Here is a 24,690-nt window from a genome sequence, read left to right on the forward strand (position 1 = left end):
ATTTTGGGAAATTAACAATTAGTTGTTTTTATTATCTATATAATAAATTGGTTGAGCGGCATTTGCCATATTAAGTAAAGGCCCATAATGCTGCCTATTAAACAATGTATCAGGGAGATTCTCAATGAATACAGGTAGCTCTTTTCTGGCTTCCCTTTCCAAACGATATCTAAAATTAATAGATAACTTTCCGTGAGAATTATCCAGACCACCAACACAATGCTGAGCGGTCATAGCGACATCTTTTGATGAACTTGATATAAAATGTAATTCATCCTTTTTGCCATGAATCGTTAACTTTAATCCATTAGGAGAAGAACCAAAGATTGTATCAAGTTTTCTGTCAGTTAATGATATTGCAACATAACGTTTTGCGGCATTCCAGGCTTCATCTCTCATTGCCGATATAATATCGATAACATGAGAATTACCTGAAAAACCAGACAATAACCCCATATAGGAAATATTATTTAAGTTAAGATGCAATGAGGATATATAGGCAATATACAGGCTTTGAGTATATGAGTCAGTATAATATTCATTTATTGCCTTTCCATCATATAAGCATTTATAGTAAACGGATGTAATAATAGAAAAAAATGTGTAATAAAGCTGATTACCAATATCATCTTTCTCATTTATCTTCTGCAAAGATACCATCAAATCATCATGGCTAAAATATTTATCATAATGAGTTGATAAATCATCACAATGTCCTTTATACATCTTATCTCTTTGTGTATATCGGTTAGATGGCATACGTTTATCAATCCAACTTTCATAATCCTGAAAATTGATTACATCTTCAACTCCTAATTTTTTAATCCAAAAAGCAATGGAATTTTGATATTCCTGTACAATATGAGAAGGAGTACCACAAGCTCGATTATATTTTAATCCATCCGATAAGATCGTAAATTTACATCCTGTAGGGGAAAGATTATTCGTCAAACGCCCAAGTTTAGCACAGCGGATAATGGTCTGAATCTCTGCCAAATCAGCCAATCCTCCACGGTTTTTAATAGGTGAGAGAGGTTTTCTTGATAAAATAGGTAATAATAGCTCAATTTTCTCTTCTTTATTAAGACAGTTCTTTACCTGATCACGAATATAGTTCCTAGGTGTATAATCTTTCTTAATTTTAAAGAAATAATTATCAAATAGAGATTCAGCTACGATCTCTGGAATACCTATATTTTTAACCTCATATTCGTTCTGTAATTTTCTTGCTCTTATGAGCGTAGCGCTCTGGCGCTGTGATATGGATTTATTCATTACATTTTGTAATAAAGGAATAAATTCATCCAAAAAATAATCAGCCGAAATACATTCTGACTTTACATTAGTCTCACCTCCAAGATAAAGAGAATAACGTAATTTTCTCGTTAATTCTATTAAACGATGACTACTGGATATCTGTGTCCTCATCCTGTCCGTAGTAAATATCTTCTCCGAATTCATCCATATTCCCAATGTAATTAATATAAGAATCAACTTTATTATTAGTATATTAACTTACAATATTAATAATAATCAGATCAAGAAACCATAATTGTGAGCAAAATCACTTAAACACATAAATAATTTCAATAAATAATTAAAATTAACAAAAATAAAATAAACAATATTAGAAAAAATAACTTCAATTTAAATAAAATGAAATAAACATATAATTACCAACATGAGATAATTCTCATCGTAACTAATTAATATATGCTTATCTCATGTTTGAAATACCAAGCTTCATATCTCACAGCACTATGAAGGTATTACTGACGCATGGAAACGACACCATCCCACGCCATCGTTCCACTTCCCCCTCATTCTGGCTATAATAACCCCCACTCCATTCTGGTTTGAAATAAAGGAAACTTTCATGAGTCTGAACTCAGTACCGGCAGGGAAAGAACTGCCTGAAGACATTTACGTCATCATTGAGATCCCTGCCAACGCAGATCCCATTAAATATGAAGTTGATAAAGAATCTGGTGCACTGTTTGTAGATCGTTTTATGTCTACCGCAATGTTCTATCCATGCAACTATGGTTACATCAACAACACTCTGTCTCTGGATGGTGACCCGGTTGATGTTCTGGTTCCAACTCCATACCCGCTGCAACCAGGTTCTGTGATCCGTTGCCGTCCGGTTGGCGTTCTGAAAATGACTGATGAATCAGGTGAAGATGCCAAACTGGTTGCGGTTCCACACAGCAAATTGACCAAAGAATATGATCACATCAAAGATGTGAACGATTTGCCAGAATTGCTGCGCGCTCAGATCACCCACTTCTTTGAGCGCTACAAAGATCTGGAAAAAGGTAAATGGGTTAAAGTTGACGGTTGGGATAACGCCGAAGCTGCTAAAGCAGAAATTATCTCCTCTTTCGAACGTGCGGCTAAGAAATAATTTTTCTCTGCCTGCATAATTAAAACCTCTGCCAGAAGATCTCTGACAGAGGTTTTTGATATCACAGCCCCTTTACCTTCAGTATAAAAGGGAACCTCGCCTTACTCTTTTTCGTGGCGTTTCAGCCAATCGCCGCTTTTTATCCGTCGTAAACCCGCTACCGGAAACTGATAAAGATATATCCATGCACTGCCATACGGAGTCTGAATCAACTCCCTTACATATTCCCGAGAATTATGTTTCAAATCATCTAACTCTGTCAGGATAGTAGAATTGATACGATATACCTCACACTCAATATTCCCGTCACCACGGATTACCGCAGGATAATGCCCAAGGTCATACAACTCATAGCCTTCTAGCTTGTGATCCCCTAACCATTGAGCATCGGTCATCCAGTGATGATTGCCCTGTTTGCGCCGTAAGCTGCCATAAACAATAATTCGCATTTTTAAAACTCAAACTGATAGAGCAAATCCAATGCCTGATCAATACCAGACATTGCTTCCAGATACAATCTAGGCATTAACCTATAGCGTAAGGTTAACGTTGCCAGCGAATCAAATATACCAACACCATACTTAACTTGCAGATCTTTTGTAATCCTTCCGCTAACAACCACCTGTGATTTATCGCCAGCCCCTTGTGTATCCAGTGCCAAATCGGAAACACCGAATGTTTCACCGATTTTACCCACCAGTTGACCACTCTGTGCAACTCCTAAGCCTATCAGCACAGCCGTCATTTTTGAGTTATCAGAGCCACTGCTCTCTAATCCTTCTCCACGCAACAGGAAGGAAAGCGCTTCCTGTTGTGATTTAACAGGTTCTGAGAAAATTTCTATTTTTGGTTGATCTGCCAGACCCGTCACTCTCACCCCAGCAATAACACGGCCATAAGTTGATTCTGGGTTACGGATAGCCTCAATGTTAAGCAATGGCTGATCCGGTGGACCTGAGAACATAATCAGCCCTTTGCGGACGATCAAATCCTGTCCATAAGCGTGGAAACGACCATCAAGAATATCAACTTGACCATTCAAACCTAGACCTTGCTTATCTTGAGCAACTTTCAGATCACCTTTAAGCTGAGCTTTAAGGCCGAAAGCACTGAGGCGAACATCTTCCCCTATATGAATCGTCAAATTACTTTGAATCGGAATTGATGCTTTTTTCTCTTCTAATGGCTGAAAGTTCTCATTCAATATAACCTCATCCGATGAAGCCTCAACTGCCGATTCTGGTAATTCCTTAACTGTAATGAGCGCCCAAGGAATATCAACATTACCATCTAATTTCAACAATTGAGGTGAAGCCTCAAATACCAGATCAGGGCTAACATCAATTTTTACCATTGGAGGAAAAGTTACCCTCAGCTTATTACCGTTAGCGGCAACTCTTGCATGCCATGCATTCAAATCATGCCAGTCAGCATCACCACTTAAGTTAAGTTGCCCTTTAGGCGTTTTGATAACACCATCAAGAGCAGAGCGCACTCCATCAAAATTTACCCCAAGTTGCCCTTGAGTAATATCAAATGGAATCCAATGACCCGAAGCTTGCAGTGAACTTAGAGCCAGTCGGCCAAACAGTAATGGGTTTTTGGCATTTCCTCCCAGGCGCAGATTAGCGTTCAGATGACCTTCAGCTTTATCGCCTTTATCAAGGATTGGCTTAATCAATGCCAGTGAGATATCCTGAATACCTGCATTGCCAGATAGTTTGCGACGCCCTTCAAGATCTGCAATCTGTACGTCACCGTTAAACTGACCATTTCCCATGATTTTAAACAACCAATCTAGCTCCGCTGTACCATTCTTCAAGCCAGCCTTGAGTGTCAGTGTCTGGAAATCTACGGGTAGTGCAACACCATCGACCATCTGTTTAACCTGCACCTCGCTACCGCGCAAATTAACATTAGCTTGAGGCAATCCATGTCCCGCACTCCATTTAACATCTGCATTACCACTAAATACACCTTTCAGTTGTGTTTCAGGTCCCAGTAATGGTTGGATCATAGCGAGATCAAAACGTTCAAGAACAACAGATGCGCTGCCGTTAGCACCAGCTTCAATCGGTTTAGGTACACACAGCTGAGCATGTGGATTCAGCCAGCAATGAGTACCCACAGTCACTTTTTGCTGCGGGTTGAGATAATCGACAATAATAGGTTTAGTTAAACGCCATTCTCCAATCGGAGTGTCAAAACGGGTATTGTTGATGTTGCCTTTCCAGCGTTGTTGCTTGCGATCAAAACTACCGTTAAGTGCAAATTGACCGGAAACAGGTTCGCCATCGATCCTTAGTTGCAAATCATGCTGTTTTTCATTGCCTTTGGCATTCAGCGTTAGATTACGGATGATCAAGTCAACCTGTTTTAACTGACGGACATTGACAGCAAGATCCCCCTGGATCTGTTCAGCAGAACGCACATTCCCCTTCACATTTACACTATCAATGCGCAGATCCTGCCATTTCAATCCATTAGCATTCAGATCCGCCAAAAGCTGCGGTGCTTGCATACTACCACGTAGTTTCAGTGTTCCATTAACCACACCGCCAAGCCCCGGCAATAAACCATCCAGTCTCGGTGCATTGATATCGCCATCAAGTTTCCATTGTTTGAACAACTGCCCCTGGAAATTCATTTTATTACGCCCCAAAGCCAGCTCAAACTGAGGAATATTCCACTGACCAGCAGCATTACCAGAAACCTTACCTCTGGCTTTTACCAAGTTCTGTTTTACATTGCCATCCAGTGTGATTTCCGGGATCTGGAGCTGCCAACTACCACCGTGCAAGCTACCACGGGTAACAATTTTGCCATCTATTCTGGCTGGCCATTCCGGCCACTCTTTCGCAGTATTGATCCCAGAGAGTGTCAGCACCGTATTCCAACTTACCGCTTTACTCCAATCTGCCACACCGGTTAATTCAGCCCTTCCCTGCAAAGCAGACAGACGTAAACGAGTCAACCTGAACTGCTCTTCATTACCTTTAGCATCCAGCACGAGTAATACCGGTGGAATTTCATTACCCTTAATATCCGAGCGTAATGACAAGTCATAACCACTGGCCTTACCATTCAACCGCATTTTTATACTATCAAGCTGATACTCAGGCTCTCCAGTCAAAGGCCAGCTAAATTGCTGGCTTTCAAGCGTTACACGCATTGGCAACCCGGCCTGAGCTAATTCTACCTGGGCATCAAGTTTAGCGCTGACAGGACCAGACAAATTCAGACCCAAGTTGAGTTGTTCCAGCAAGGCACCATCAAGCTTCAAATCAACTTTTTGCCCTTGTATCTCTTGCCGATTCAATTCACCTTTTATTGTCAGTTTTACTGGCCATTGCTGTGCCAGAGTCGCTGAGCCATTAATAGCTAAAGAGCCTTCCGGCGCATTAATATTCAGTTTATTGAGCTGAATCTGCTGCCCCTGATTGCTCAGTTGCAGTGATAAGTCATTGATTGTGATATTGGTATCACCGGTCAGCTGTAATTGTTTACCACTGATCTCTTCAACAGTAATATCCAGTGGAATAGGCACTTCCGGTAACTTTTCCAGTAACGGCTGAGAGAACAATTCTTTCAGGATTTCTCCCAGCGACTTTTCCGGTTCAACCTCCTGTTTTACTTTCTTTGCTGCTTCCGCAATTTTCAATTGTTCAGGGGTAGTTTTTGGCAATCCAACTAATAACTTATTGATTTGAGTTGGCTTAAAAGTTAACACCTTTTGCTGCCACTGAGCCGCTGTTCTGAATTCATCAAGGGCAATTACCATATCATCTACGGTAACAGTGGCATTTTTAACAGATAGCAAATCAAGTGAAATCGGATACGGAGTCCTTAGCTCAGTCAGAGGTTCTGATTCTGGTGATAGTTCCTCCGAAACAGGAAATTGTTTAGTGTTAATCGCAATTTTCACTCCTTCCGTCGTCAATGCATTAATACATAACTGACTGTTTTTCAAACAAGAAAGACGTAACGAAAGGTGGAATTGATCCACATTGACATCAACACCGGGCACCTGATACCTGACTTCTTTCAGGGTTAAATCACGCCAGCCACCACTGACGCTAGCTATATCCAGCCCCGGGACCCAACGGGCAGCACTGTTAATCATAAAATGCAAGCCAGATTGCGTTCCTATCAACCCAGCCGCAGTAATGACCAACAGAGTAACCGTCAGCAAAAAAGCAATACTGATCTTTTTAATCCATCTCATAATTCAGATCCTAATCCAATGTAAAACTGGATATCATGGGATTCTGAACCCCCTATTGGCCTGGCAAGATCAAACTTAATTGGCCCGACAGGAGAAGCCCAACGCACACCAATTCCTGCGCCGGTTTTGAAGTCGCTGTTTTTAATATCATTGACTGCTTCACCTGTATCAACAAAAACCGCGCTCCACCAATCACCCGTTACGTTATACTGATACTCGAGAGAACCCACTATCAATGCAGATGCCCCCGTTAATTTTCCTTTATCGTCTTTAGGAGAAATTTTCTGGTATTTGTAGCCACGGACACTGTGATCACCACCAGCAAAGAAACGTAAATCAGGTGGAACTTTCTGGAATTCATTAGTTTCTATCCAACCCAGATTACCTCGAACAACAAAGCGATGATTATCCCAGTAAGTTCTTATCCAAACGTTTTTCGCCTGTAATACCAAAAAATCCACATCAGAACCCCAAGTAGTATCAGAGATATCAATGGAATAGCGCTGACTATCGCCCCAATAAGGCATCGTACCACCACGCTGGCGGATACGGCTGACATTCGCTCCCGGATACAACAACATAGTGGTGTTAGTGACATCCGCCTGAGTAAAGTGGCTGAGACTCCAACGCATGTTGATTCCATACTGCCAGCCAGTAGAGAGATCCCAATTACGAGAAAGATTCACCGTCGCAGTATCTGATACGGTATCGTTGAGATCCTTGCGTTTATAACCGGTCTGCAACGCATAATACTGCTCCAGAGGGTTCGCTTTTAGCGGCATTTTATAGCTGGCATCAATAATCTGTTCGGGTGCAGAAAGGTTGACGCTGGTATTAAAGCTGTGTCCACGGGAATTAAGCCACGGTTTTGCCCATTTAGCCTTAACCCGTGGCCCCACATCTGAGCCATAGCCACCCCCAAGTTCAACATAATTTCCGGAACGTGGTGTTAAGACCGCATCAAGAGGGAGAGTCCTATTACCTCTTTTTCTGGCAGGAGCAAAATCAGGTGTCACTAGTGCCGAGTTAAACCAGCCGGTTTCTGCCAGTCGCCGGTTCAGCTCTGCCAATTGCTCTAAGGTATAAAAATCCCCTTCTTTGAACGGAACTAAGTTACTCAGATAATCTTCGCGAATCTGTGAGCCTTGATAATATACCGGACCAAAGCGATAACGTTCACCACTGTCAAAATCAAAATCCCAGAATGCCTCATGCCGCTCTTTGGAAACACCTAATTGGTTCTTCTTCATGACGGCGTCAAAGTAACCTTTTCTAATAGCAAGTCCAGTTAAAGAGCTTTTGAAGCTTTCATATTCACCATGATTAAGAATTGTCCCCTTTTTCGGACTTTTGCTTTTGACAAGTTTGGCATAATCTCCATCTGTCTTAGCTCCACCTTCCAAAACAACATTAACACCGGCAATCCGTACAGGCTCACCCGCGATGACTTTTGCTGTTAATACCGAACGAGCGGGAGGTTTATTTTCCTGATAGGTAAATTCAATGATAGGTTCATAATAACCAAGAGGTCGCAAACCTTCACGAATCGCTTTATCTACGCGAGAGCGGAAACGACCATCAGCAGCAACTTCGTCAGTGCTGATAGTTGAAAGATGAACTCGAGCATTTTTTTCTAAATTGCCTGTTAATCCTTCCATTTTCAGGCGAAGACTAGCACTATGAGCGATGGGAGTTGCGACAGACACACAAAGAAAACATAAAACGGGGTATCTCGACACGCGAACTCCTAACCTGATCGGAATAATTTGACTATAATAAAATTTATTTTGATTAAAGTTTATAATATATACAATCTATTAATATCTGAAAACCTAATAATTACGAGAGGGAATTTTGCCAACTTCAACTAACAAGATCCAATCTGTTGATTCTCAACACATACTGTCAGGCAGAACAGAACCACTTAAGGTTTCATCAGACCATGTTGTCACCAACCATGCGATAGAGCCTGTTCCAGAAAATATGGAAGTTGCCTATTTTGGTATGGGATGCTTCTGGGGCGTAGAGCGTCTATTCTGGCAACAACCTGATATTTACACGACCTCCGCAGGTTATAGCGGTGGCACAACACCGAATCCAACTTATGAAGAAGTCTGTAGCGGTCTGACTGGACATGCTGAGATTGTCAGAATTGTTTATGATCCGGCAAAAAATAGTTATGAAAACCTATTAAAGCTTTTCTGGGAAAACCACGATCCGGCTCAGGGAATGCGCCAAGGCGGAGATATTGGCACTCAGTACCGCTCCGCAATTTATACTGTGTCACCTCAACAGCATGAATTGGCATTAGCCAGCCGTGAACATTTCCAAAAGGCAATGCAACAGCAAGGAGATAACCGTCCTGTTACAACGGAAATCACAGAAGCTGGGCCATTCTATTTTGCAGAAGACTATCACCAGCAATATCTGTTTAAAAATCCTGAAGGGTATTGTGGGTTAGGTGGTATTGGTGTTTGCTTGCCACAAATGGATAAAAACTAGCCGATTTATTTAAGTTAATGTTATAATTATTACGATAATAAATAGTTTCTTTCTGTATTTATTGCAACTTTTTATTTTATATGATTTTTACTGTTTCCTCCGGTGTTCTTTCAATGACAACCTACCCTACCACCGGAGGTAAAACATGGATACTTTATGTTGAATAGTCTATTAGTGGTGCTTTTACTGTGTGCGATAAGCGCCTTTTTTTCGTTATCTGAAATTTCTCTCGCCGCCTCAAGGCGGATCAAATTAAAGCTGATGGCAGATGAAGGTAATGTCAACGCAGCCCATGTCCTCAAATTACAAGAAACGCCGGGAATGTTTTTTACTGTCGTGCAAATCGGCCTAAATGCAGTTGCCATTTTGGCTGGTGTTGTTGGTGAATCTGCATTCTCTCCTTCACTAAAAGCTTTTTTCATTAAATTTATGAGCTATGAATGGGCAGAACAACTAGGCTTTATCTGTTCATTTGCCATTGTGACAAGTCTGTTTATTTTGCTTGCTGACCTGACACCAAAGCGTATTGGCATGATCAAACCAGAAGCTGTCGCAGTGAAAATCGTTAACCCAATGCGTTTTTGCCTGGCAATTTGCCGCCCATTAGTCTGGCTGTTTAATGGCCTGGCTGATCTTATCTTTAAGATCTTTAAAATTCCGATGGCTCGAAATGAAGACATCACATCTGATGATATTTTTGCTGTTGTAGAAGCAGGCGCTGTCGCAGGTATCCTCCGTAAGCAAGAACATGAACTGATTGAAAACGTATTCGAACTTGAATCTCGCACTGTTCCTTCGGCTATGACCTCACGAGAAAGTGTCGTCTATTTTGATAAAAATGAAAGTGAAGAAAGTATCAAACAACAGGTTTCTACCCAACCACATTCCAAATATCTGATATGTGATGGCGATATCGATCATGTTATTGGCTATGTCGATTCTAAAGACCTGCTTAACCGTGTCCTAAGTGGTCAGAGCCTGAGCTTCAATAAAGGCGTCCAGCTCCGCAATGCTCTAATCATTCCAGATACTCTGACACTCTCAGATGCACTAGAAAGTTTTAAAGCTGCTGGTGAAGATTTCGCTATCATCTTGAATGAATACGCACTGGTGATGGGTGTAATTACTCTCAATGATGTTATGACCACACTGATGGGCGATTTAGTTGGTCAGGGACAGGAAGAACAGATTATCGTCCGTGACGAGAATTCATGGCTAGTTGAAGGTGGCACACCTATTGATGATGTACAACGGGTACTGGATATCGATGATTTCCCTGACTCCAGCAACTACGAAACTATAGCGGGTTTTATGATGTTTCGGCTGCGGAAAATTCCAAAACGTACCGATTCTGTCAAGTTTGCTGGTTATAAGTTTGAAGTTGTCGATATTGATAACTACAAAATCGATCAGCTATTAGTCACAAAAATCACAGATACATTAACCACAGTTCCAATACAAGAATCACCCATTCGGTGATAATCAATAAGTAAAAACGGTTCATCTATCTAAACCGTTTAATATTTCTGTATTAAGCGCCACTTAATTTGTGGCGCTGATTATTCAGTATGCTATTGCTCGGCTTTTCTCGTTATCTATCCTATTTCGGCCTGCAAACGTAACACCTGCTGATTAACTTCGCTCATCACACTAAAATGGCGCTTATCTCTCACCTTCGGTGGTAAAATTTTACCGCAGTCGAACTCAAAAGCCCCCATATCTTTAATGTATAAACGTCCACGGAATAGGGTTTTAACGTAGAGAGCAATTTTCAGTGGGTTATATTGGTGAAAAATTTTCATCTCTGCTTTTTTCCTCTTAATGCTTCTTACGGTTACCTTGGTGAACCAACTACATACACCATACCGTTATGTAGAATAATAGACTGAATTTATCGAGTTTTGTTCCTCCTATTTTTAGTTCTATTCACTGAATTTACATAAAATGACAGATATTTAGACATACATAACTATGTAACTTTATGTCTTACTTAATGTTAAAAAATTGATCTTCTTTAAAGGGATAAATCCATTAATAACCGCTATGCTAAAAACCCGTGCATCGTCACATTCACTTATAAAGGAAAAATTATGATAAAGAATTTCATGTTATATGCTGCGCTACTTTGCTCTCCCGCTTTAGCATTCGCTCACAACATTACCTTGGAACAACAAGTTCCTGCGGTCAGTATTTCTGATAAAGGAGAACTGCTACTCAATAATAACAAGTTTAGCTACCAAAATTGGGATAGTGGAAAACTGATTGGAAAAGTGAGAGTCATACAACATATTGCAGGTCGCAGTGCAGCTAAAGAGATGAATGCTCCATTGATAGAAGAGATAAAACGTGCTGATTTTCCAAAAGAAAAATATCAAACAACCACTATCATCAATACTAATGATGCAATATTCGGTACTGGGCCATTTGTCCGTAGCAGTATTGAAGACAGTAAAAGAGAGTTTCCATGGTCCCAATTTATCGCTGATAGCAATGGCGTAGCCAAAAAATCATGGCAGTTGGAGCCTAAAAGTTCTGCCATTATTGTCCTGGATAAAAACGGCGTAGCGAAGTTTGCCAAAGAAGGGGCATTAAGTGGTAGCGAAGTCAAACACGTCATTGAATTAGTTCGTAAAGAATTACAATAAAAACATTCGTGGTGATAACGATTTGCAGATACGTTTCGATTTGCAATTATCACCACGATCTTTACTAAAAAACCGCCGCAGCTAAAAAATTGTTACTCTAAATCCCGGATTCAAAAATGATTCACGAGGCGTATAATCCAGAGTTTGACCTTTCCAGTTTGTCACATGAGCACCAGCAGCAATTGCTACAGCATGGCCCGCCGCGGTATCCCAGATATGAGTTGGCCCAAAGCGAGGATAAAGTTGTGCCTTTCCTTCGGCCACCAAGCAAAATTTCAATGAAGAACCAACAGAAACAGTCTGATGTTCACCTAACTGATTGAGATAATCTTCCAATTCTGTATCCATATGAGAGCGGCTAACAACCACCATCGGGGGATTGGCATCACGAATTTTAATCGGTAGCCACTGACCACCACCGGTTTTTTTCCATGCCTGCCGCCCCTGCCCTGAATAAAGCGTATCCCGCACTGGAGCATATACCACCCCCATCACCGGGATTCCCTCATCAATCAGGGCAATATTAACCGTGAACTCACCATTACGATTAATAAACTCCTTAGTCCCATCCAGAGGGTCAACTAACCAATAACGCTTCCAATCACGCCTTTCTTCCCAAGCAGGCGGCTCTTCTTCCGACAACAGCGGAATTTCCGGTGCAATGCGGGATAATCCAGCTTTAATTATTTTATGAGCCGCAATATCAGCCACAGTAACCGGTGAATCATCCTGCTTATGCTCAACTTTCAAAGGATGTTCATCCTGATAAATTGTCATAATAGCCGCGCCAGCTTCCCGGGCCAGTTGGCAGATTTGTTCTAGCATCATACACCTCTGCGGTTAGTTATCTGTTATCATTTTAGACTATATTACTGATTGAGCTTTTACTGGGATTGTAAGAGTTTTATTACTATCATCAAAACAAAAACAGCCGGATATACCGGCTATTTTTAAATCATATTCCTGGATAAAATTATAGAATATCCAGTAACTCCACTTCAAAAATCAGCGCACTGTATGGAGGAATCGATGCACCAGCACCATTTTCACCATAAGCCAAATTATGTGGGATATAAAGTTCCCATTTAGAACCAACAGGCATCAAGGTTAATGCTTCGATCCATCCGGCAATCACACCATTTACTGGAAATTCAGCAGGTTCACCGCGTTGAATTGAACTGTCAAACACAGTGCCATCAATTAAGCGGCCAGTATAATGAACACGTACATGGTCAGTATGGGCAGGAATTGCACCATCACCCTGTTTCAGTACTGAGAACTGCAAACCAGATTCTGTCGTACTTATACCATCACGCTGAGCGTTTTCTGCCAGAAACTTCTGACCATCTTCTGCCATAGCCTGCTGACGTTCACGGCGCACACTATCCGCACGTTCATGCATTTCACGTAAAGCACGATGCAGTGTTTCAACTGGCACCGCTGGAGACTGACTTTCCAACGCATCACATAACCCTGCTAACAGTGCTTCGGGCTCCAGACCTTGCAGGCCAGATTCCAATAATTGCTGACCAATTTGCAAGCCAACCCCATAACTTGCTTGTGCTTCGATAGAGTCAAAAGAAAGTTTTGCCATGAAAATACCTGTGATTAAATCAAATTAGGCTTGCAAGCATAGCAGTGCTATGTAACAGGGTAAACTGAAGATATCATCAGAGGGAAATATTCAAGCCACGATTCCTCACTCTCTGGAGGTAGAACAAAGGGTTACGGTAGTTTTTTTACTAAAAAATATAGAACTCAATTAAGGATATTGCTCCAGATTAGCGTCTTTACTTCTTAAAATTTCAATATAAATAATCTCTTTAAAAATATTTTTACTTATAATTGATTATATGAATAAAATATTACTGATATAAAATTAGTTTTATTGAAAATATTGTTTAATGGGAGAAATCTTATGAATACTTTATTTAATGAAGCCTTATCGGAAATTCAGAAGACCAAAACCATACCAGAATTAGAAGATAAGGTACTAAATGCTATAAATTATCTGGACTTTGAATTCTACTCAATTTATCAAGAAGAAAAATACCCATTCACGACAAAAAAATATGTTCTAATAACCAATTTAAACACAGAAGCCATGGGTGGTTATAATAGAAATGACAATCATGACAGTGATCAACTAATGAATGGTGATTTTATTTTCTCTATCCCTTCAATTTGTAATGATAAAACATCAAAGCATACTGACTTCATGATTAAAAAAACCAATCAAAATGAGATTAGAAACAGTATTTCAATTAAAATCAAAGGCTACCATGGGGAAAGATCAATTTTTTCAGTGTCCAGAAAAGAAGGCGCTATCTCCCACAATGAAATACTTAACAAAGCAGGAATGTTAGGAATATTAGCGAATGAATGCATAAAAACGTTTAATAACTTAAAAAATAAAAAGGATAAGATAATCGTTCCAACACTGTCCACAAGAGAAGTCGAAGTAATAAGATGGACTTGCGAAGGAAAAACATCTGCTGAAATAGCCAATATACTGGATATATCAACAAGAACAGTTAATTTCCACATTAATAACGTTATGGAAAAATTAGTTGTCCCCAACAAAGTTGCTGCGGTTGCCAAAGCAATAGCGTATAACCTGATTATATAATAATTATAGCCAGATTGAGGCTCTAACCAGATGGAGCTATGAAATATAATTCGCCAAAATGCTCTGGCAACCATCATTAATCTCATTCACCAGGGATTCACATTTGATATACTCATCATTAATATGCACACAAACATAACCACAGAAATCATTATTACTCTTAGGTATTTCTTAAGTGTATGAATTCTTATCCAAATTAATTTTCATTGCAATTATTTCATAATCTAAATGATCAACTAAGATTTCCTGCAAGAATTTAATTACCGCCAAGCTGCATAACAGATTGAGTAAAAACAACAGGAATTTTACTTCTACCTTTGACAGCCACGACACCAAGATTTCCCCGACCACAGTTAGGTTTAATCATCACACCATACGGAACAAAATCATAAAAATTTTCCAACTATTGAACTTCATTAAAGATGAAAGTGAAGCACTATTGGTCGAGGTATACACTAATACAAGCACAGTAAACATAATAACTTTATGAAAATTCTGTGTATCATTAGTATTACCTCAACCTTATTATCTATCCCATTAAGCTATTCTATTTTCTATTCCTTATAACAAATAATTCTCTAATTAACTGAACCAATTACGCCTGCTGGGATAGACTTTTACTACTAAAAAATTAATGAATAGATTTAATCAAATAATTGCCCAGAACTAAATAATCAATATTTGTTTTCATGAAAGTTTTAATAGCATCCTCAGGAGAACAAACGATTGGTTCGCTATCGTTATAAGAGGTGTTCAACAACATAGGAACACCTGTTTTCCGATAAAACTCCTCAATCAACTGAGCATAACCTGAATTTGACCCACTATCTACAACCTGAACTCTAGCAGTACCATCCTCATGAACGACTGCCGGAATTTGTGATGCTTTATCTACTTTAGCATCCATCGCCAACAGCATATATTTTGCAGCTTCAGGTAATTCTTTCCGAACATGGAACCAATCAGCCACATGCTGACGTAGTACGCTAGGCGCAAACGGTCTGAACATTTCACGATGTTTAACTTTACGATTCATCAAATCCCGAATATCTTTATTTCTCGGATCTGCCAACAAACTACGATTACCCAGCGCTCGCGGCCCAAACTCCATTCTCCCCTGGAACCAGCCAACCACATTATTTTCAGCCAATAAACCTGCCACTACTTCATAAATATTCTCTTCATATGTCCACTCCAAACCATAGGCTTTCAAACTACGCTGGTAATCATCTTCACTATATTCAAGCCCCCAATATGTGTGAGTCAAAGGATAACGTTGATTATTTTCAAGAATCTGATGCCAAATAAATAACGCGGCACCTGTAGCAGTCCCTGCATCATGGGCGGCAGGCTGAACAAAGATATCTTCGATATCCAATTCCTCATATAATCGTTTATTCGTTATGCAATTTAATGCAACACCACCCGCAAGACAGAGTTTATTCGTTGCTGTTTCCTGCAAATAATGACGAGCCATATTTAAAACTATCTCATCAGTTATTTGCTGAAGAGATGCAGCAATATCATAGTATTCCTGTGCAACTTCTCCACCAGGCACTCTTTTCTCAATACCAAACAGGGATTCTAATTTAGAAAATTCTTCGATGCGGAAATCAAGAATGGTGTGATCGATAGTAAACTCGCCTTTCTCACCAATCTTAACTAATTGTCGAAATGCCGGCATAAAACCTTCAGGTTTACCATAAGCGGACATTCCCATCACCTTACAGGCATCGTATACAGAGAAACCCAGAAATTCTGCCAATTTTTCCCACATAAAACCGATTGAATTAGGATATTCAATGGTTTTAATTTTTTTCATGCTATTACCATCGCCCAGATATACCCCTGCGGTATTATCCTCTCCAACACCATCCAGTGATAATGTTAGCGCTTTATCAAATGGTGAAACAAAATAAGCAGACGCCGCATGAGCGGTGTGATGTGGAACCCAATGAAATTGACCACGAAATCCCATTGATTGCAAAATCTCTGGTACTGAAGTGATTTTACGATAGAAAATTGATTCACCTGATTCACTTCCCCAGCTTCCTTCATTCGTTACTTCATCAATGAAGATTGACTTTCTTCGTTCTATCGGATCAATAGAATACCCGATATGACTCACATCCTCCAAACTAATACCCGCAAAGTTTAATGCAACTTCAATGGAAGCTAATGGTAGTTCATCTGGATTATCAATATTTGCTGGTTTACCGTGTTTCCTCCTATTTAATCTCTCTTCTTCAATAGCAAAAATAGTTTCTCCATCTTTTAATAAACAAACTGCTGATTCATGGTAAACAGAATTTATACCTAAAACATACATGGCCTATTATCCTCATAGTTATTTTATCTTTAATATCAAGCAGCACAAGCTACCACCAATCGCTAAGAATTCAATCATATTGCATTTGACGAAATTGTAACCATAACGTTCAACCTCTACAGAAAAATCATGCATTAGAATATATTTACCTATTGAAATGTTATTACATAAAAATAATTCTTTGGCATCATATTATGGCATTGAGATTCTTCGTTCAAATGTTTCAGCAATATAATATTAGTTTTATTTAGTAAGTATTTCTGGATAATAAATAACAGTATATTCATCAAAAAATTGAAATTCTATGACCACATAAAAAAACATTATCCTGGATATATAACTAAGATTTAACCCTCAGCTCCGAATACCCTTTTTTAATTTTATTTATTTCTTCTTTATATAATCTAAGGCCATAACCCAATTTTTCAAAATAATCTATAGTACTGACTTTCACCCTAACGGTCAGCATACCGGAAACTACTGGCAAAAAATTTGTTATTAAGATTCATCAAGAAATTTATCTCATTTTAGGTTTAGCGTTTTGTTTATTATAGATATTAAATGTTTTTTCAAATACCTCGGCATAACTTTGACTATATAAATTCCCTCGGTTATATATTGCTAGATTATGATCATGAATGCTGGTCTTTGAAGTACGAGAGCAAACATTGACATACTTATAACCTAACTCAAGTGTAACCTCACCATTGACATTTTGGTTCATGCTATTAATAAAATGGTTTAAATGAGTTAATAAAGGATCATACCAAAGCCCAGAATAAACTAGTTCACCCCATTTTTTATCGATTATTTCTTTAAACCAATTTTCATTACGATTACTACAATAATATTCCAAATCACGGTGAGCGGTAATTAATACATGTGCAGCAGGTGATTGATAAATTGCACGTGTTTTCAAACCAACAATGCCATCTTCAACAATGTCAAAAATACCAATTGATAGTTTTTTACCAATCTCATTTAATATTTCAATAATTTCATATAATGATTTTTTTTCACCATCAAGTGATATAGGTACGCCATTCTCAAAATCTAATGACAAAAATATTGGCTCAGTGGCTGATAGTGCATGCTCAAATAATTTCTCTTTTCCATCTTCAGGAAGTAATATTTCTGACTCTTCCAACGGACTGCTCTCGATACTGAATCCGCCTATATTTTCATTAATAGAATAAGGGTTATTACCACCAAACTCTTGAGGAATACCATACCGCATAGCATAATTAAATACGATATTTTCATCGTATTTAAACTCTCTCAAGGCAGCAATAGGTATTTTATTCAGAATTTCTATATTCATATCCATTCTGACTTGATCATTACCACTGAATTGATGTGCAATATAATCAATATTAAGATCATTTGCCACTTCAACTGCCGCTTCAGCAATTGCTGATCGGGAAAGTTCAGCACTAAGAAAACAACCATTTTGATAAATAGCATTCGCTTTTATTGCCTTTAAAATAAAGTTTTCAACATATTGTATTCGATAATCTTTATAAATAAATTTATCAGCACCCGCAACCATGCACTCCAATTCAATGTCTTCAATATCCTCAATATCTCTTACTTTACCCTCATCAATATAAAGAGAAATCACCTCTTTAAATTCATATTTAAGACTTCTGATGATAAGAGGATTGTAGCGGCGATTATAATAAATCACCAAAACACTATTAGAGTTCATTTAGCCTGCCCCCCCTCTATTATAATAATTTCTTCTAAGCCAGGCTCCATTGTGCTTTCCTCAATTAATTCTGAGAAATTATTTTCAGATAACCAGGCATTGTTATAAATGGTGTCTATGTAACGTTCCCCACCATCAGGAATAATGACAACAATATTATTTCTAGGCTTAAAATCATTTAAATGATCTAATGCAGCATAAACCGAACACGCTCCCGTTTCTCCAATCAAAATGCCTTCACTTCTAGCTAATTTTCTTGCCGTCCGGAATGCATCAATATCTGCAACCTTTAAAGTAAAATCGATGTTATTGATATCGAGAATAGAAGGTGTAAATGGCAGCCCCGCTTCCTGTACCAAAAATTTTCCTTGTTCACCACCGAAAATAACAGATCCAATAGGTTCAACACCATAAATTCGCACCTGTGGGTTTTTCTCTTTCGAATAACGGGAGACCCCAGTAAGCGTTCCACAACTTCCTGCCGTCGCAAAACAAGCTGCCAAATTATCACCAAAGGTTTCATACAACTCACGTCCTGTAGAGTGATAATGTTCATCGGGATTAAGCTGATTATCAAATTGCATAGGACTGAACGCATTTGGATATGCTTCTACGATATTTTTGGCTAAGCCTATAATATTTTTACCTGTCTTCATACCCATTTTGTCTCTCATTTTTTGACTAATGTGAAAAATATACAACGATGACAAGGTATTTTTATTCTAAAATAAGTAAAGTACTTTTATGTTTCATTAATAGATTAATTTATCTATGAAATTACCTATTTTAGAAATAATCCCAGAAAATAATATCATTCCTATTATAAGTAATTTCATTTATCTACGCTCTTACACAATAATTAATTAACATAGATAATGATTATAAATTCCCGCGCAGAAGTCTACTGTCAATCTTGACAGTTTAGTCTAAAAAACCATATAAATCTTTAAAATTATTATTGGAATATAAAGATTATTAATTTTCTTATTTCTATATAATAAGAATATAAATTATATTTGCAAGTAGGTAAATTAGAGAATATCTAGCAATAAATCCCCATATTACAATTGAATTGGTAATACCATATTATTAGAGAAGGGAAAAATCAATCCAATTATTACCCACTAATCAACGGTGTTTTTACCAATACCAAGAAATAAAACGAACTAAAAGGTAAAATAATAGTAGAATATTCTGGAAAAGCATAGACAGAACCGCAATCAGATTTAACGGAAACTATCAGAGAAAATCTTATAGCCGAACAAGGTAATAATGAATTGGCAAAACAAAAAACGCCAGCATTGCCAGCGTTTTTTACTTGTTGCATCCGTTAATTAGATATTAAGCTTCAGCAACAATGTTAACGTTCAGTTTCGCGAATACATCGCTGTGTACCTGGAAATGAACTTCATGTTCACCAGTGGTACGCAGAACACCATTAGGCAGGCGAACTTCACTTTTAGATACTTCAACACCTGCGGCAGTCACTGCATCAGCAATATCGCGGGTACCGATAGAACCGAACAGTTTACCTTCGTCACCCGCTTTAGAAGCGATAGTAACGGAACCCAGTGCGCTGATTTTCTCAGCACGAGCTTGCGCCGCTGCCAGAACGTCAGCCAGTTTAGCTTCCAGTTCAGCGCGACGAGCTTCGAAGAATTCGATGTTTTTCTTAGTCGCAGGAACAGCTTTGCCCTGTGGTACTAAGTAGTTACGGGCATAACCCGGTTTAACGTTAACTTGATCACCCAGGCTACCCAGGTTTGCTACTTTATCAAGCAGAATAATTTGCATTACCTTATCCTCTCAGAGTCGTTAATGGACTGTGCCGATTACTGATGACGATCAGTGTAAGGCAACAAAGACAGGTAGCGCGCGCGCTTGATAGCACGAGCGAGCTGACGCTGGTATTTTGCACGGGTGCCAGTAATACGGCTTGGTACAATTTTACCGCTCTCGGTGATGTAGTTTTTCAGCGTAGCGATGTCTTTATAATCAATCTCTTGAACGCCTTCCGCGGTGAAACGGCAGAACTTGCGACGACGGAAATAACGTGCCATTTGGCTAGTCTCCAGAATCTATCAATTCAATCTGCTCGGCATGAAGAACCAGTTTGTTAAGACCATTGCGACCTTGATGGCAACTAATGAATCCTAAAACGGTTAATCGACTGCCGACCGTTATACTGTGAGTTAAAACTTGTAACGTTTGTCCGCTGACAATGACGGGCATTCTGCACCATGCTTGCCTGCTTAGACCGGCTTCCTGTTGCTGTGAACGATGCTCAAGTACAAACTGGCAATGAGGGATGCCGGCTGGACTGACTTTTCGAATAGGGGCTTTGCACACTGTGCCAGAAAGCACCAAACGATTAGTTGTCACAGTTATTACTCTTCAGAATCCCCAGCTTCTTCAGCATCAACGCCGGCGTCTTCCAGAGAGTAATCGCGGCTGCGACGTTCATCTTTGGCTTTAACCATTGGAGATGCTTCAGTTACCGCGTGCTTAACGCGCATAATCATGCTGCGGATAACGGCATCGTTGAAGCGGAAGTTAGTTTCCAGCTCATCAACCACTTCCTGCGGAGCTTCAACGTTCATCAGAACGTAGTGGGCTTTGTGCAGTTTGTTGATTGGATAAGCCAGTTGACGGCGACCCCAGTCTTCCAGACGGTGAATCTGACCTTGCGCGTTAGTGATAGTCGCACTGTAACGCTCGATCATGCCCGGAACCTGTTCGCTTTGGTCAGGATGGACCATAAAAACGATTTCGTAATGACGCATTAGTATTGCTCCTTACGGATTATTCAGCCTCCTGTCAGGGTCAACCGCGGCCCGTGGAGGCAAGGAACTTGTTTAAGTGCGGCTGAAAAATTGACGCGTAACTATACCCGCCTCACATAAAAAACTCAAGGAGCGAACAACGCTTTATATTTTTCGTTACTACGAACTACGCTGACGCATCGCTTCAAACAGGCAAACACCCGTTGCAACAGACACATTAAGGGATGAGACAGAACCCGCCATAGGAATACTAATCAATTCATCACAGTGTTCACGGGTCAAACGACGCATACCTTCCCCTTCCGCCCCCATCACCAAAGCAATGGGGCCTGTTAGTTTGCTCTGATATAGCGTATGGTCGGCTTCCCCAGCTGTACCAACCACCCAAATATTATGTTCCTGCAACAAACGCAGAGTACGGGCAAGATTAGTTACACAAACAAGTGGTACGCTCTCCGCAGCGCCACATGCCACTTTTTTCGCCGTAGCATTAAGCTGAGCGGAACGGTCACGGGGAACAATAACCGCATGCACACCTGCCGCATCAGCACTACGCAAACAAGCACCCAGATTATGTGGATCTGTCACACCATCAAGCACCAGCAAAAAAGGCGTGTCCACCTGTGCCAGTAAATCTGGTAAGTCATTTTCCTGATATTGACGCCCTGACTTCACTTTGGCGATAATCCCCTGATGCACAGCACCTTCCGTTTGATTATCCAGCCACTGACGATTTGCCAATTGGACAACCATCCCAATGTTTTCCAGTTCATTAATCAGAGGCATCAAACGACGATCTTCGCGCCCTTTCAGTACATAAACTTCTATAAAACGCTGAGGATCACGCTCCAGTAAAGCTTTAACGGCATGAATACCGTAGATAATTTCACTCATAATCTTCTTATTTCACTATTATACAGTACTGACTGATACTTTGAGCCTATCCATCAGGCTCTCTGTATTCAAGACACTAAAATATTCAGGCTACCTCGGAAGGAATAGCCCTTTGATTACTTCTCTGCACTTTTCTTAGCCCGTTTAGCTTTGAATTTAGAGGCAATTTTTTGTGTTTCGGCTGAAGGTTTTTTCTTATCTTTTTTCTTATTCCCTTTCGGCTTATCCGCAGATTTCTTTTTACGGAAAGCACCATCAGGTTCAAAGCGAGTCTCTTTGCTATAACCACGCCCTTTCTTACCGTCCCTACGGCCAGGCTCTGCTTTTTTCAGCTTGTCACGCGCTGTTTTGCCTGCATTCCGGGCTTTGCGGGTAGTGGAAAGCAATTTAAAATCAATATTACGCTCATCCATATGGACAGCTTCCACTCGGATTTCAACTTCATCCCCCAACCGGTAAGTTTGACCAGAAGATTCACCAATTAAACGCTGCCCCACATTATCAAAGCGATAATAATCATTATGCAGTGTGGAAACATGTACTAAGCCGTCGATAAACAGATCACTCAAGCGAACAAAGAAGCCGAAGCCTGTCACACTGGTGATAATTCCGGTAAAAATATTGCCCACCTGATCCTGCATGAAATCACACTTAAGCCAATCAGCAACATCTCTCGTCGCTTCATCTGCACGGCGCTCAGTCATAGAACAGTGTTCGCCCAGTTGCAGCATATGCTCCACATCGTTATGCCATCCACCGGTTGTTGTTCCGCATTGCTCAACAATACCTTCCTGTTTTGCCAACAGATATTTTATCGCCCGATGCAGTACCAAATCAGGATAGCGTCGGATAGGTGAAGTAAAGTGCGCATAAGAGTTTAATGACAGGCCAAAGTGACCTCGATTTTCCGAGTCATAAATTGCCTGTTTCATTGAACGCAGCAACATGGTTTGCAGTAATTCACGATCGGGACGTTCCGCCACTTGATGCATAAGTTGCGCATAATCCTTTGGCGTTGGCGTCATGCCACCCGGCAAAGTCAATCCCAATTCGCTAAAAACAGAACGCAGGTTAAGAATGCTCTCTTCTCTTGGTCGATCATGAATACGGTAAAGCACCGGTTCTCTGTTTTTCTCTACGAAACGCGCAGCAGCAATATTCGCCAGAATCATGCACTCTTCAATCAGTTTATGCGCGTCATTGCGAACAACTGGTTCAATCCGCTCAATTCGGCGTTCAGCATTAAAGATAAACTTCGCCTCTTCCGATTCAAAAGAGATCGCACCACGCTGCTCTCGGGCACTTTCCAATGCCTGATAAAGTTTATGTAAGTGCTCAATATGCTGAACCAGAGGCTTATATTGCTCACGCAACTCTTCATCTCCCTGCAACATACGCCATACTTTGGTATATGTCAGGCGGGCATGAGAATTCATGACTGCTTCATAAAATTTATAAGATGACAATTTTCCTTGAGCTGAAACTGTCATCTCACACACCATACAAAGACGATCAACCTGTGGGTTCAACGAACAAAGGCCATTGGAAAGCACCTCTGGCAACATAGGAACAACCTGAGACGGGAAGTAAACCGAGTTACTCCGGTTACAGGCTTCTGTATCCAATGCCGTTTGTGGGCGAACATAGTAACTGACATCAGCAATAGCAACCCATAAACGCCAACCACCGCTTCTCTTCCTCTCGCAATAAACGGCGTCATCAAAATCACGAGCATCTTCACCATCAATAGTCACCAATGGTAGGGCACGTAGATCAACACGGCCTTCTTTCGCAAATTCAGGCACCTGTTCATCCAGAGATGCCACCTGATTTTCCACTTGTGGTGGCCAATTGTGTGGAATTTCATGAGTACGCAAGGCAATTTCCACTGCCATATTCGTTCCCATGGTTTCACCCAACACTTCAACAATTTTACCCACCGCTTTTGTGCGGCGCGTTGGGCGTGTAGTTAATTCCACCACTACCACGTTCCCCATACGAGCACCACAACTCTCATCTTTCGGGATCAAGATATCGAAGCTCAAGCGACTGTCATCCGGTACGACAAACCCCATGCCAGAGTCAAGAAAATAACGGCCAACAATCTGACTGGTCTTAGGTACCAATACACGAACGATACGCGCTTCACTGCGCCCTTTACGATCTGAAGGCAATGGCTGCGCCAATACAACATCACCATGAATAGCCATTTTCAACTGCTCGGCAGAAAGATAAAAATCATCTTTATACCCTTCCACCCTCAGAAAACCATAACCATCCCTGTGACCAATGACGATACCTTTCAATAAATCCAGTCTTTCTGGCAAGGCGTAACATTGACGACGGGTGAAAACCAGTTGACCATCACGTTCCATAGCCCGTAAACGGCGACGTAATGCTTCAAGATCCTCATCATTGGTCAGATTCAGCTCTTGTGCCAGTTCCTGGCGACTTACAGGTACAGCACGTTTAGAAATAATGTCTAAGATGTACTCACGACTTGGAATAGGCGATTCATATTTTTCCGCCTCTCGTTTCAGAAAAGGATCTTGTGACATGGTAGTTGTT

Annotated in this window: 21 protein-coding genes; 5 read left to right on the forward strand and 16 right to left on the reverse strand. The window is 40.2% G+C overall.

Annotation, left to right across the window (positions count from 1 at the left end; all coding sequences use genetic code 11):
• Positions 1–18: 18 nt before the first annotated feature.
• The gene (locus C5469_RS08550; RefSeq protein WP_166304933.1) at positions 19–1,461 is read right to left on the reverse strand and encodes an L-tyrosine/L-tryptophan isonitrile synthase family protein; all 1,443 of its coding nucleotides are present in this window, start codon (positions 1,459–1,461) and stop codon (positions 19–21) included.
• A gap of 415 nt (positions 1,462–1,876) precedes the next feature.
• On the opposite strand from C5469_RS08550, the gene ppa reads away from it, so the two are divergent.
• Positions 1,877–2,407, forward strand: coding sequence for an inorganic diphosphatase (ppa, locus tag C5469_RS08555; RefSeq protein ID WP_166304936.1), 531 nt, complete (start codon positions 1,877–1,879; stop codon positions 2,405–2,407).
• Between the two features lie 101 nt (positions 2,408–2,508).
• On the opposite strand, the gene C5469_RS08560 is transcribed toward ppa, so the two are convergent.
• From C5469_RS08560 to tamA, 3 genes are read right to left on the reverse strand one after another with little or no spacing between them, the layout of a single operon-like run.
• Complete coding sequence (locus C5469_RS08560; RefSeq protein ID WP_166304938.1) at positions 2,509–2,856, reverse strand: gamma-glutamylcyclotransferase family protein; 348 nt, start codon at positions 2,854–2,856, stop codon at positions 2,509–2,511.
• A gap of 2 nt (positions 2,857–2,858) precedes the next feature.
• Positions 2,859–6,632, reverse strand: a complete 3,774-nt coding sequence (gene tamB, locus C5469_RS08565) for an autotransporter assembly complex protein TamB (RefSeq protein WP_166304941.1) — start codon at positions 6,630–6,632, stop codon at positions 2,859–2,861.
• Positions 6,629–8,371 carry an autotransporter assembly complex protein TamA gene (gene tamA, locus C5469_RS08570; protein WP_166304944.1) on the reverse strand — a complete coding sequence of 581 codons (1,743 nt, stop codon included), beginning with the start codon at positions 8,369–8,371 and terminating at the stop codon, positions 6,629–6,631. The genes tamB and tamA overlap by 4 nt, the downstream gene beginning before the upstream one ends.
• A 115-nt stretch (positions 8,372–8,486) precedes the next feature.
• Between tamA and msrA the strand changes: the two genes are divergently transcribed.
• Both msrA and paeA read left to right on the forward strand, forming a co-directional pair.
• Complete coding sequence (gene msrA / locus C5469_RS08575; protein WP_166304947.1) at positions 8,487–9,134, forward strand: peptide-methionine (S)-S-oxide reductase MsrA; 648 nt, start codon at positions 8,487–8,489, stop codon at positions 9,132–9,134.
• A 156-nt stretch (positions 9,135–9,290) separates the two neighbouring features.
• A complete protein-coding gene (gene paeA / locus C5469_RS08580; RefSeq protein WP_166304950.1) occupies positions 9,291–10,613 on the forward strand; it encodes a polyamine export protein PaeA in 1,323 nt (440 codons plus the stop codon).
• Positions 10,614–10,729: 116 nt separating this feature from the next.
• Here paeA and C5469_RS08585 read toward each other — a convergent pair whose 3' ends face one another.
• The gene (locus C5469_RS08585) at positions 10,730–10,936 is read right to left on the reverse strand and encodes a DUF1107 domain-containing protein (protein WP_015836134.1); all 207 of its coding nucleotides are present in this window, start codon (positions 10,934–10,936) and stop codon (positions 10,730–10,732) included.
• 288 nt (positions 10,937–11,224) lie between these two features.
• Between C5469_RS08585 and C5469_RS08590 the strand changes: the two genes are divergently transcribed.
• The gene (locus C5469_RS08590; protein WP_166304953.1) at positions 11,225–11,779 is read left to right on the forward strand and encodes a YtfJ family protein; all 555 of its coding nucleotides are present in this window, start codon (positions 11,225–11,227) and stop codon (positions 11,777–11,779) included.
• Between the two features lie 81 nt (positions 11,780–11,860).
• On the opposite strand, the gene cysQ is transcribed toward C5469_RS08590, so the two are convergent.
• Together cysQ and bamJ are read right to left on the reverse strand one after the other, a co-directional pair.
• Positions 11,861–12,604: a 3'(2'),5'-bisphosphate nucleotidase CysQ gene (cysQ, locus tag C5469_RS08595; RefSeq protein WP_166305161.1), complete on the reverse strand. Its 744-nt coding sequence runs from the start codon at positions 12,602–12,604 to the stop codon at positions 11,861–11,863.
• Positions 12,605–12,752: 148 nt separating this feature from the next.
• The gene (bamJ, locus tag C5469_RS08600) at positions 12,753–13,373 is read right to left on the reverse strand and encodes a BamJ family beta-barrel-assembly machinery protein (protein ID WP_166304956.1); all 621 of its coding nucleotides are present in this window, start codon (positions 13,371–13,373) and stop codon (positions 12,753–12,755) included.
• Positions 13,374–13,697: 324 nt separating this feature from the next.
• Between bamJ and C5469_RS08605 the strand changes: the two genes are divergently transcribed.
• The gene (locus C5469_RS08605; RefSeq protein ID WP_166304959.1) at positions 13,698–14,408 is read left to right on the forward strand and encodes a helix-turn-helix domain-containing protein; all 711 of its coding nucleotides are present in this window, start codon (positions 13,698–13,700) and stop codon (positions 14,406–14,408) included.
• Positions 14,409–15,039: 631 nt separating this feature from the next.
• Here the strand turns inward: C5469_RS08605 and C5469_RS08610 are convergent.
• The 9 genes from C5469_RS08610 to rnr form a co-directional block, all read right to left on the reverse strand.
• Complete coding sequence (locus C5469_RS08610; protein ID WP_166304962.1) at positions 15,040–16,737, reverse strand: carbamoyltransferase family protein; 1,698 nt, start codon at positions 16,735–16,737, stop codon at positions 15,040–15,042.
• 517 nt (positions 16,738–17,254) lie between these two features.
• Positions 17,255–18,445, reverse strand: a complete 1,191-nt coding sequence (locus C5469_RS08615) for an argininosuccinate synthase (protein WP_166304965.1) — start codon at positions 18,443–18,445, stop codon at positions 17,255–17,257.
• Positions 18,442–19,107, reverse strand: coding sequence for a pyridoxal-phosphate dependent enzyme (locus C5469_RS08620; RefSeq protein ID WP_242689421.1), 666 nt, complete (start codon positions 19,105–19,107; stop codon positions 18,442–18,444). Before C5469_RS08620 ends, C5469_RS08615 begins: the two co-directional genes overlap by 4 nt.
• Before the next feature lie 679 nt (positions 19,108–19,786).
• Entirely contained in the window at positions 19,787–20,239 is a 453-nt protein-coding gene (gene rplI, locus C5469_RS08625) for a 50S ribosomal protein L9 (RefSeq protein ID WP_166304967.1), read from the reverse strand.
• A gap of 38 nt (positions 20,240–20,277) precedes the next feature.
• A complete protein-coding gene (gene rpsR, locus C5469_RS08630; RefSeq protein WP_000135199.1) occupies positions 20,278–20,505 on the reverse strand; it encodes a 30S ribosomal protein S18 in 228 nt (75 codons plus the stop codon).
• Between the two features lie 4 nt (positions 20,506–20,509).
• On the reverse strand, positions 20,510–20,827 hold the full coding sequence (gene priB, locus C5469_RS08635; protein ID WP_166304969.1) for a primosomal replication protein N: 318 nt from the start codon (positions 20,825–20,827) through the stop codon (positions 20,510–20,512).
• 5 nt (positions 20,828–20,832) lie between these two features.
• A complete protein-coding gene (gene rpsF, locus C5469_RS08640) occupies positions 20,833–21,228 on the reverse strand; it encodes a 30S ribosomal protein S6 (protein WP_036770502.1) in 396 nt (131 codons plus the stop codon).
• Between the two features lie 159 nt (positions 21,229–21,387).
• Positions 21,388–22,122 carry a 23S rRNA (guanosine(2251)-2'-O)-methyltransferase RlmB gene (gene rlmB, locus C5469_RS08645; protein ID WP_166304971.1) on the reverse strand — a complete coding sequence of 245 codons (735 nt, stop codon included), beginning with the start codon at positions 22,120–22,122 and terminating at the stop codon, positions 21,388–21,390.
• Between the two features lie 116 nt (positions 22,123–22,238).
• Positions 22,239–24,680, reverse strand: coding sequence for a ribonuclease R (rnr, locus tag C5469_RS08650; protein WP_166305164.1), 2,442 nt, complete (start codon positions 24,678–24,680; stop codon positions 22,239–22,241).
• Positions 24,681–24,690 lie beyond the last annotated feature (10 nt).

The sequence above is a fragment of the Photorhabdus cinerea genome (assembly GCF_011189575.1).
Classification (GTDB): domain Bacteria; phylum Pseudomonadota; class Gammaproteobacteria; order Enterobacterales; family Enterobacteriaceae; genus Photorhabdus; species Photorhabdus cinerea.

Excerpts from the sequence above, each read along its gene's own strand:
- C5469_RS08550 (WP_166304933.1), bottom strand. The coding sequence starts at position 1,461 with ATGAATTCGGAGAAGATATTTACTACGGACAGGATGAGGACACAGATA.
- ppa (WP_166304936.1), top strand. The coding sequence starts at position 1,877 with ATGAGTCTGAACTCAGTACCGGCAGGGAAAGAACTGCCTGAAGACATT.
- C5469_RS08560 (WP_166304938.1), bottom strand. The coding sequence starts at position 2,856 with ATGCGAATTATTGTTTATGGCAGCTTACGGCGCAAACAGGGCAATCAT.
- tamB (WP_166304941.1), bottom strand. The coding sequence starts at position 6,632 with ATGAGATGGATTAAAAAGATCAGTATTGCTTTTTTGCTGACGGTTACT.
- paeA (WP_166304950.1), top strand. The coding sequence starts at position 9,291 with ATGTTGAATAGTCTATTAGTGGTGCTTTTACTGTGTGCGATAAGCGCC.
- C5469_RS08585 (WP_015836134.1), bottom strand. The coding sequence starts at position 10,936 with ATGAAAATTTTTCACCAATATAACCCACTGAAAATTGCTCTCTACGTT.
- C5469_RS08590 (WP_166304953.1), top strand. The coding sequence starts at position 11,225 with ATGATAAAGAATTTCATGTTATATGCTGCGCTACTTTGCTCTCCCGCT.
- cysQ (WP_166305161.1), bottom strand. The coding sequence starts at position 12,604 with ATGCTAGAACAAATCTGCCAACTGGCCCGGGAAGCTGGCGCGGCTATT.
- bamJ (WP_166304956.1), bottom strand. The coding sequence starts at position 13,373 with ATGGCAAAACTTTCTTTTGACTCTATCGAAGCACAAGCAAGTTATGGG.
- C5469_RS08605 (WP_166304959.1), top strand. The coding sequence starts at position 13,698 with ATGAATACTTTATTTAATGAAGCCTTATCGGAAATTCAGAAGACCAAA.
- C5469_RS08610 (WP_166304962.1), bottom strand. The coding sequence starts at position 16,737 with ATGTATGTTTTAGGTATAAATTCTGTTTACCATGAATCAGCAGTTTGT.
- C5469_RS08615 (WP_166304965.1), bottom strand. The coding sequence starts at position 18,445 with ATGAACTCTAATAGTGTTTTGGTGATTTATTATAATCGCCGCTACAAT.
- C5469_RS08620 (WP_242689421.1), bottom strand. The coding sequence starts at position 19,107 with ATGGGTATGAAGACAGGTAAAAATATTATAGGCTTAGCCAAAAATATC.
- rplI (WP_166304967.1), bottom strand. The coding sequence starts at position 20,239 with ATGCAAATTATTCTGCTTGATAAAGTAGCAAACCTGGGTAGCCTGGGT.
- rpsR (WP_000135199.1), bottom strand. The coding sequence starts at position 20,505 with ATGGCACGTTATTTCCGTCGTCGCAAGTTCTGCCGTTTCACCGCGGAA.
- rpsF (WP_036770502.1), bottom strand. The coding sequence starts at position 21,228 with ATGCGTCATTACGAAATCGTTTTTATGGTCCATCCTGACCAAAGCGAA.
- rlmB (WP_166304971.1), bottom strand. The coding sequence starts at position 22,122 with ATGAGTGAAATTATCTACGGTATTCATGCCGTTAAAGCTTTACTGGAG.
- rnr (WP_166305164.1), bottom strand. The coding sequence starts at position 24,680 with ATGTCACAAGATCCTTTTCTGAAACGAGAGGCGGAAAAATATGAATCG.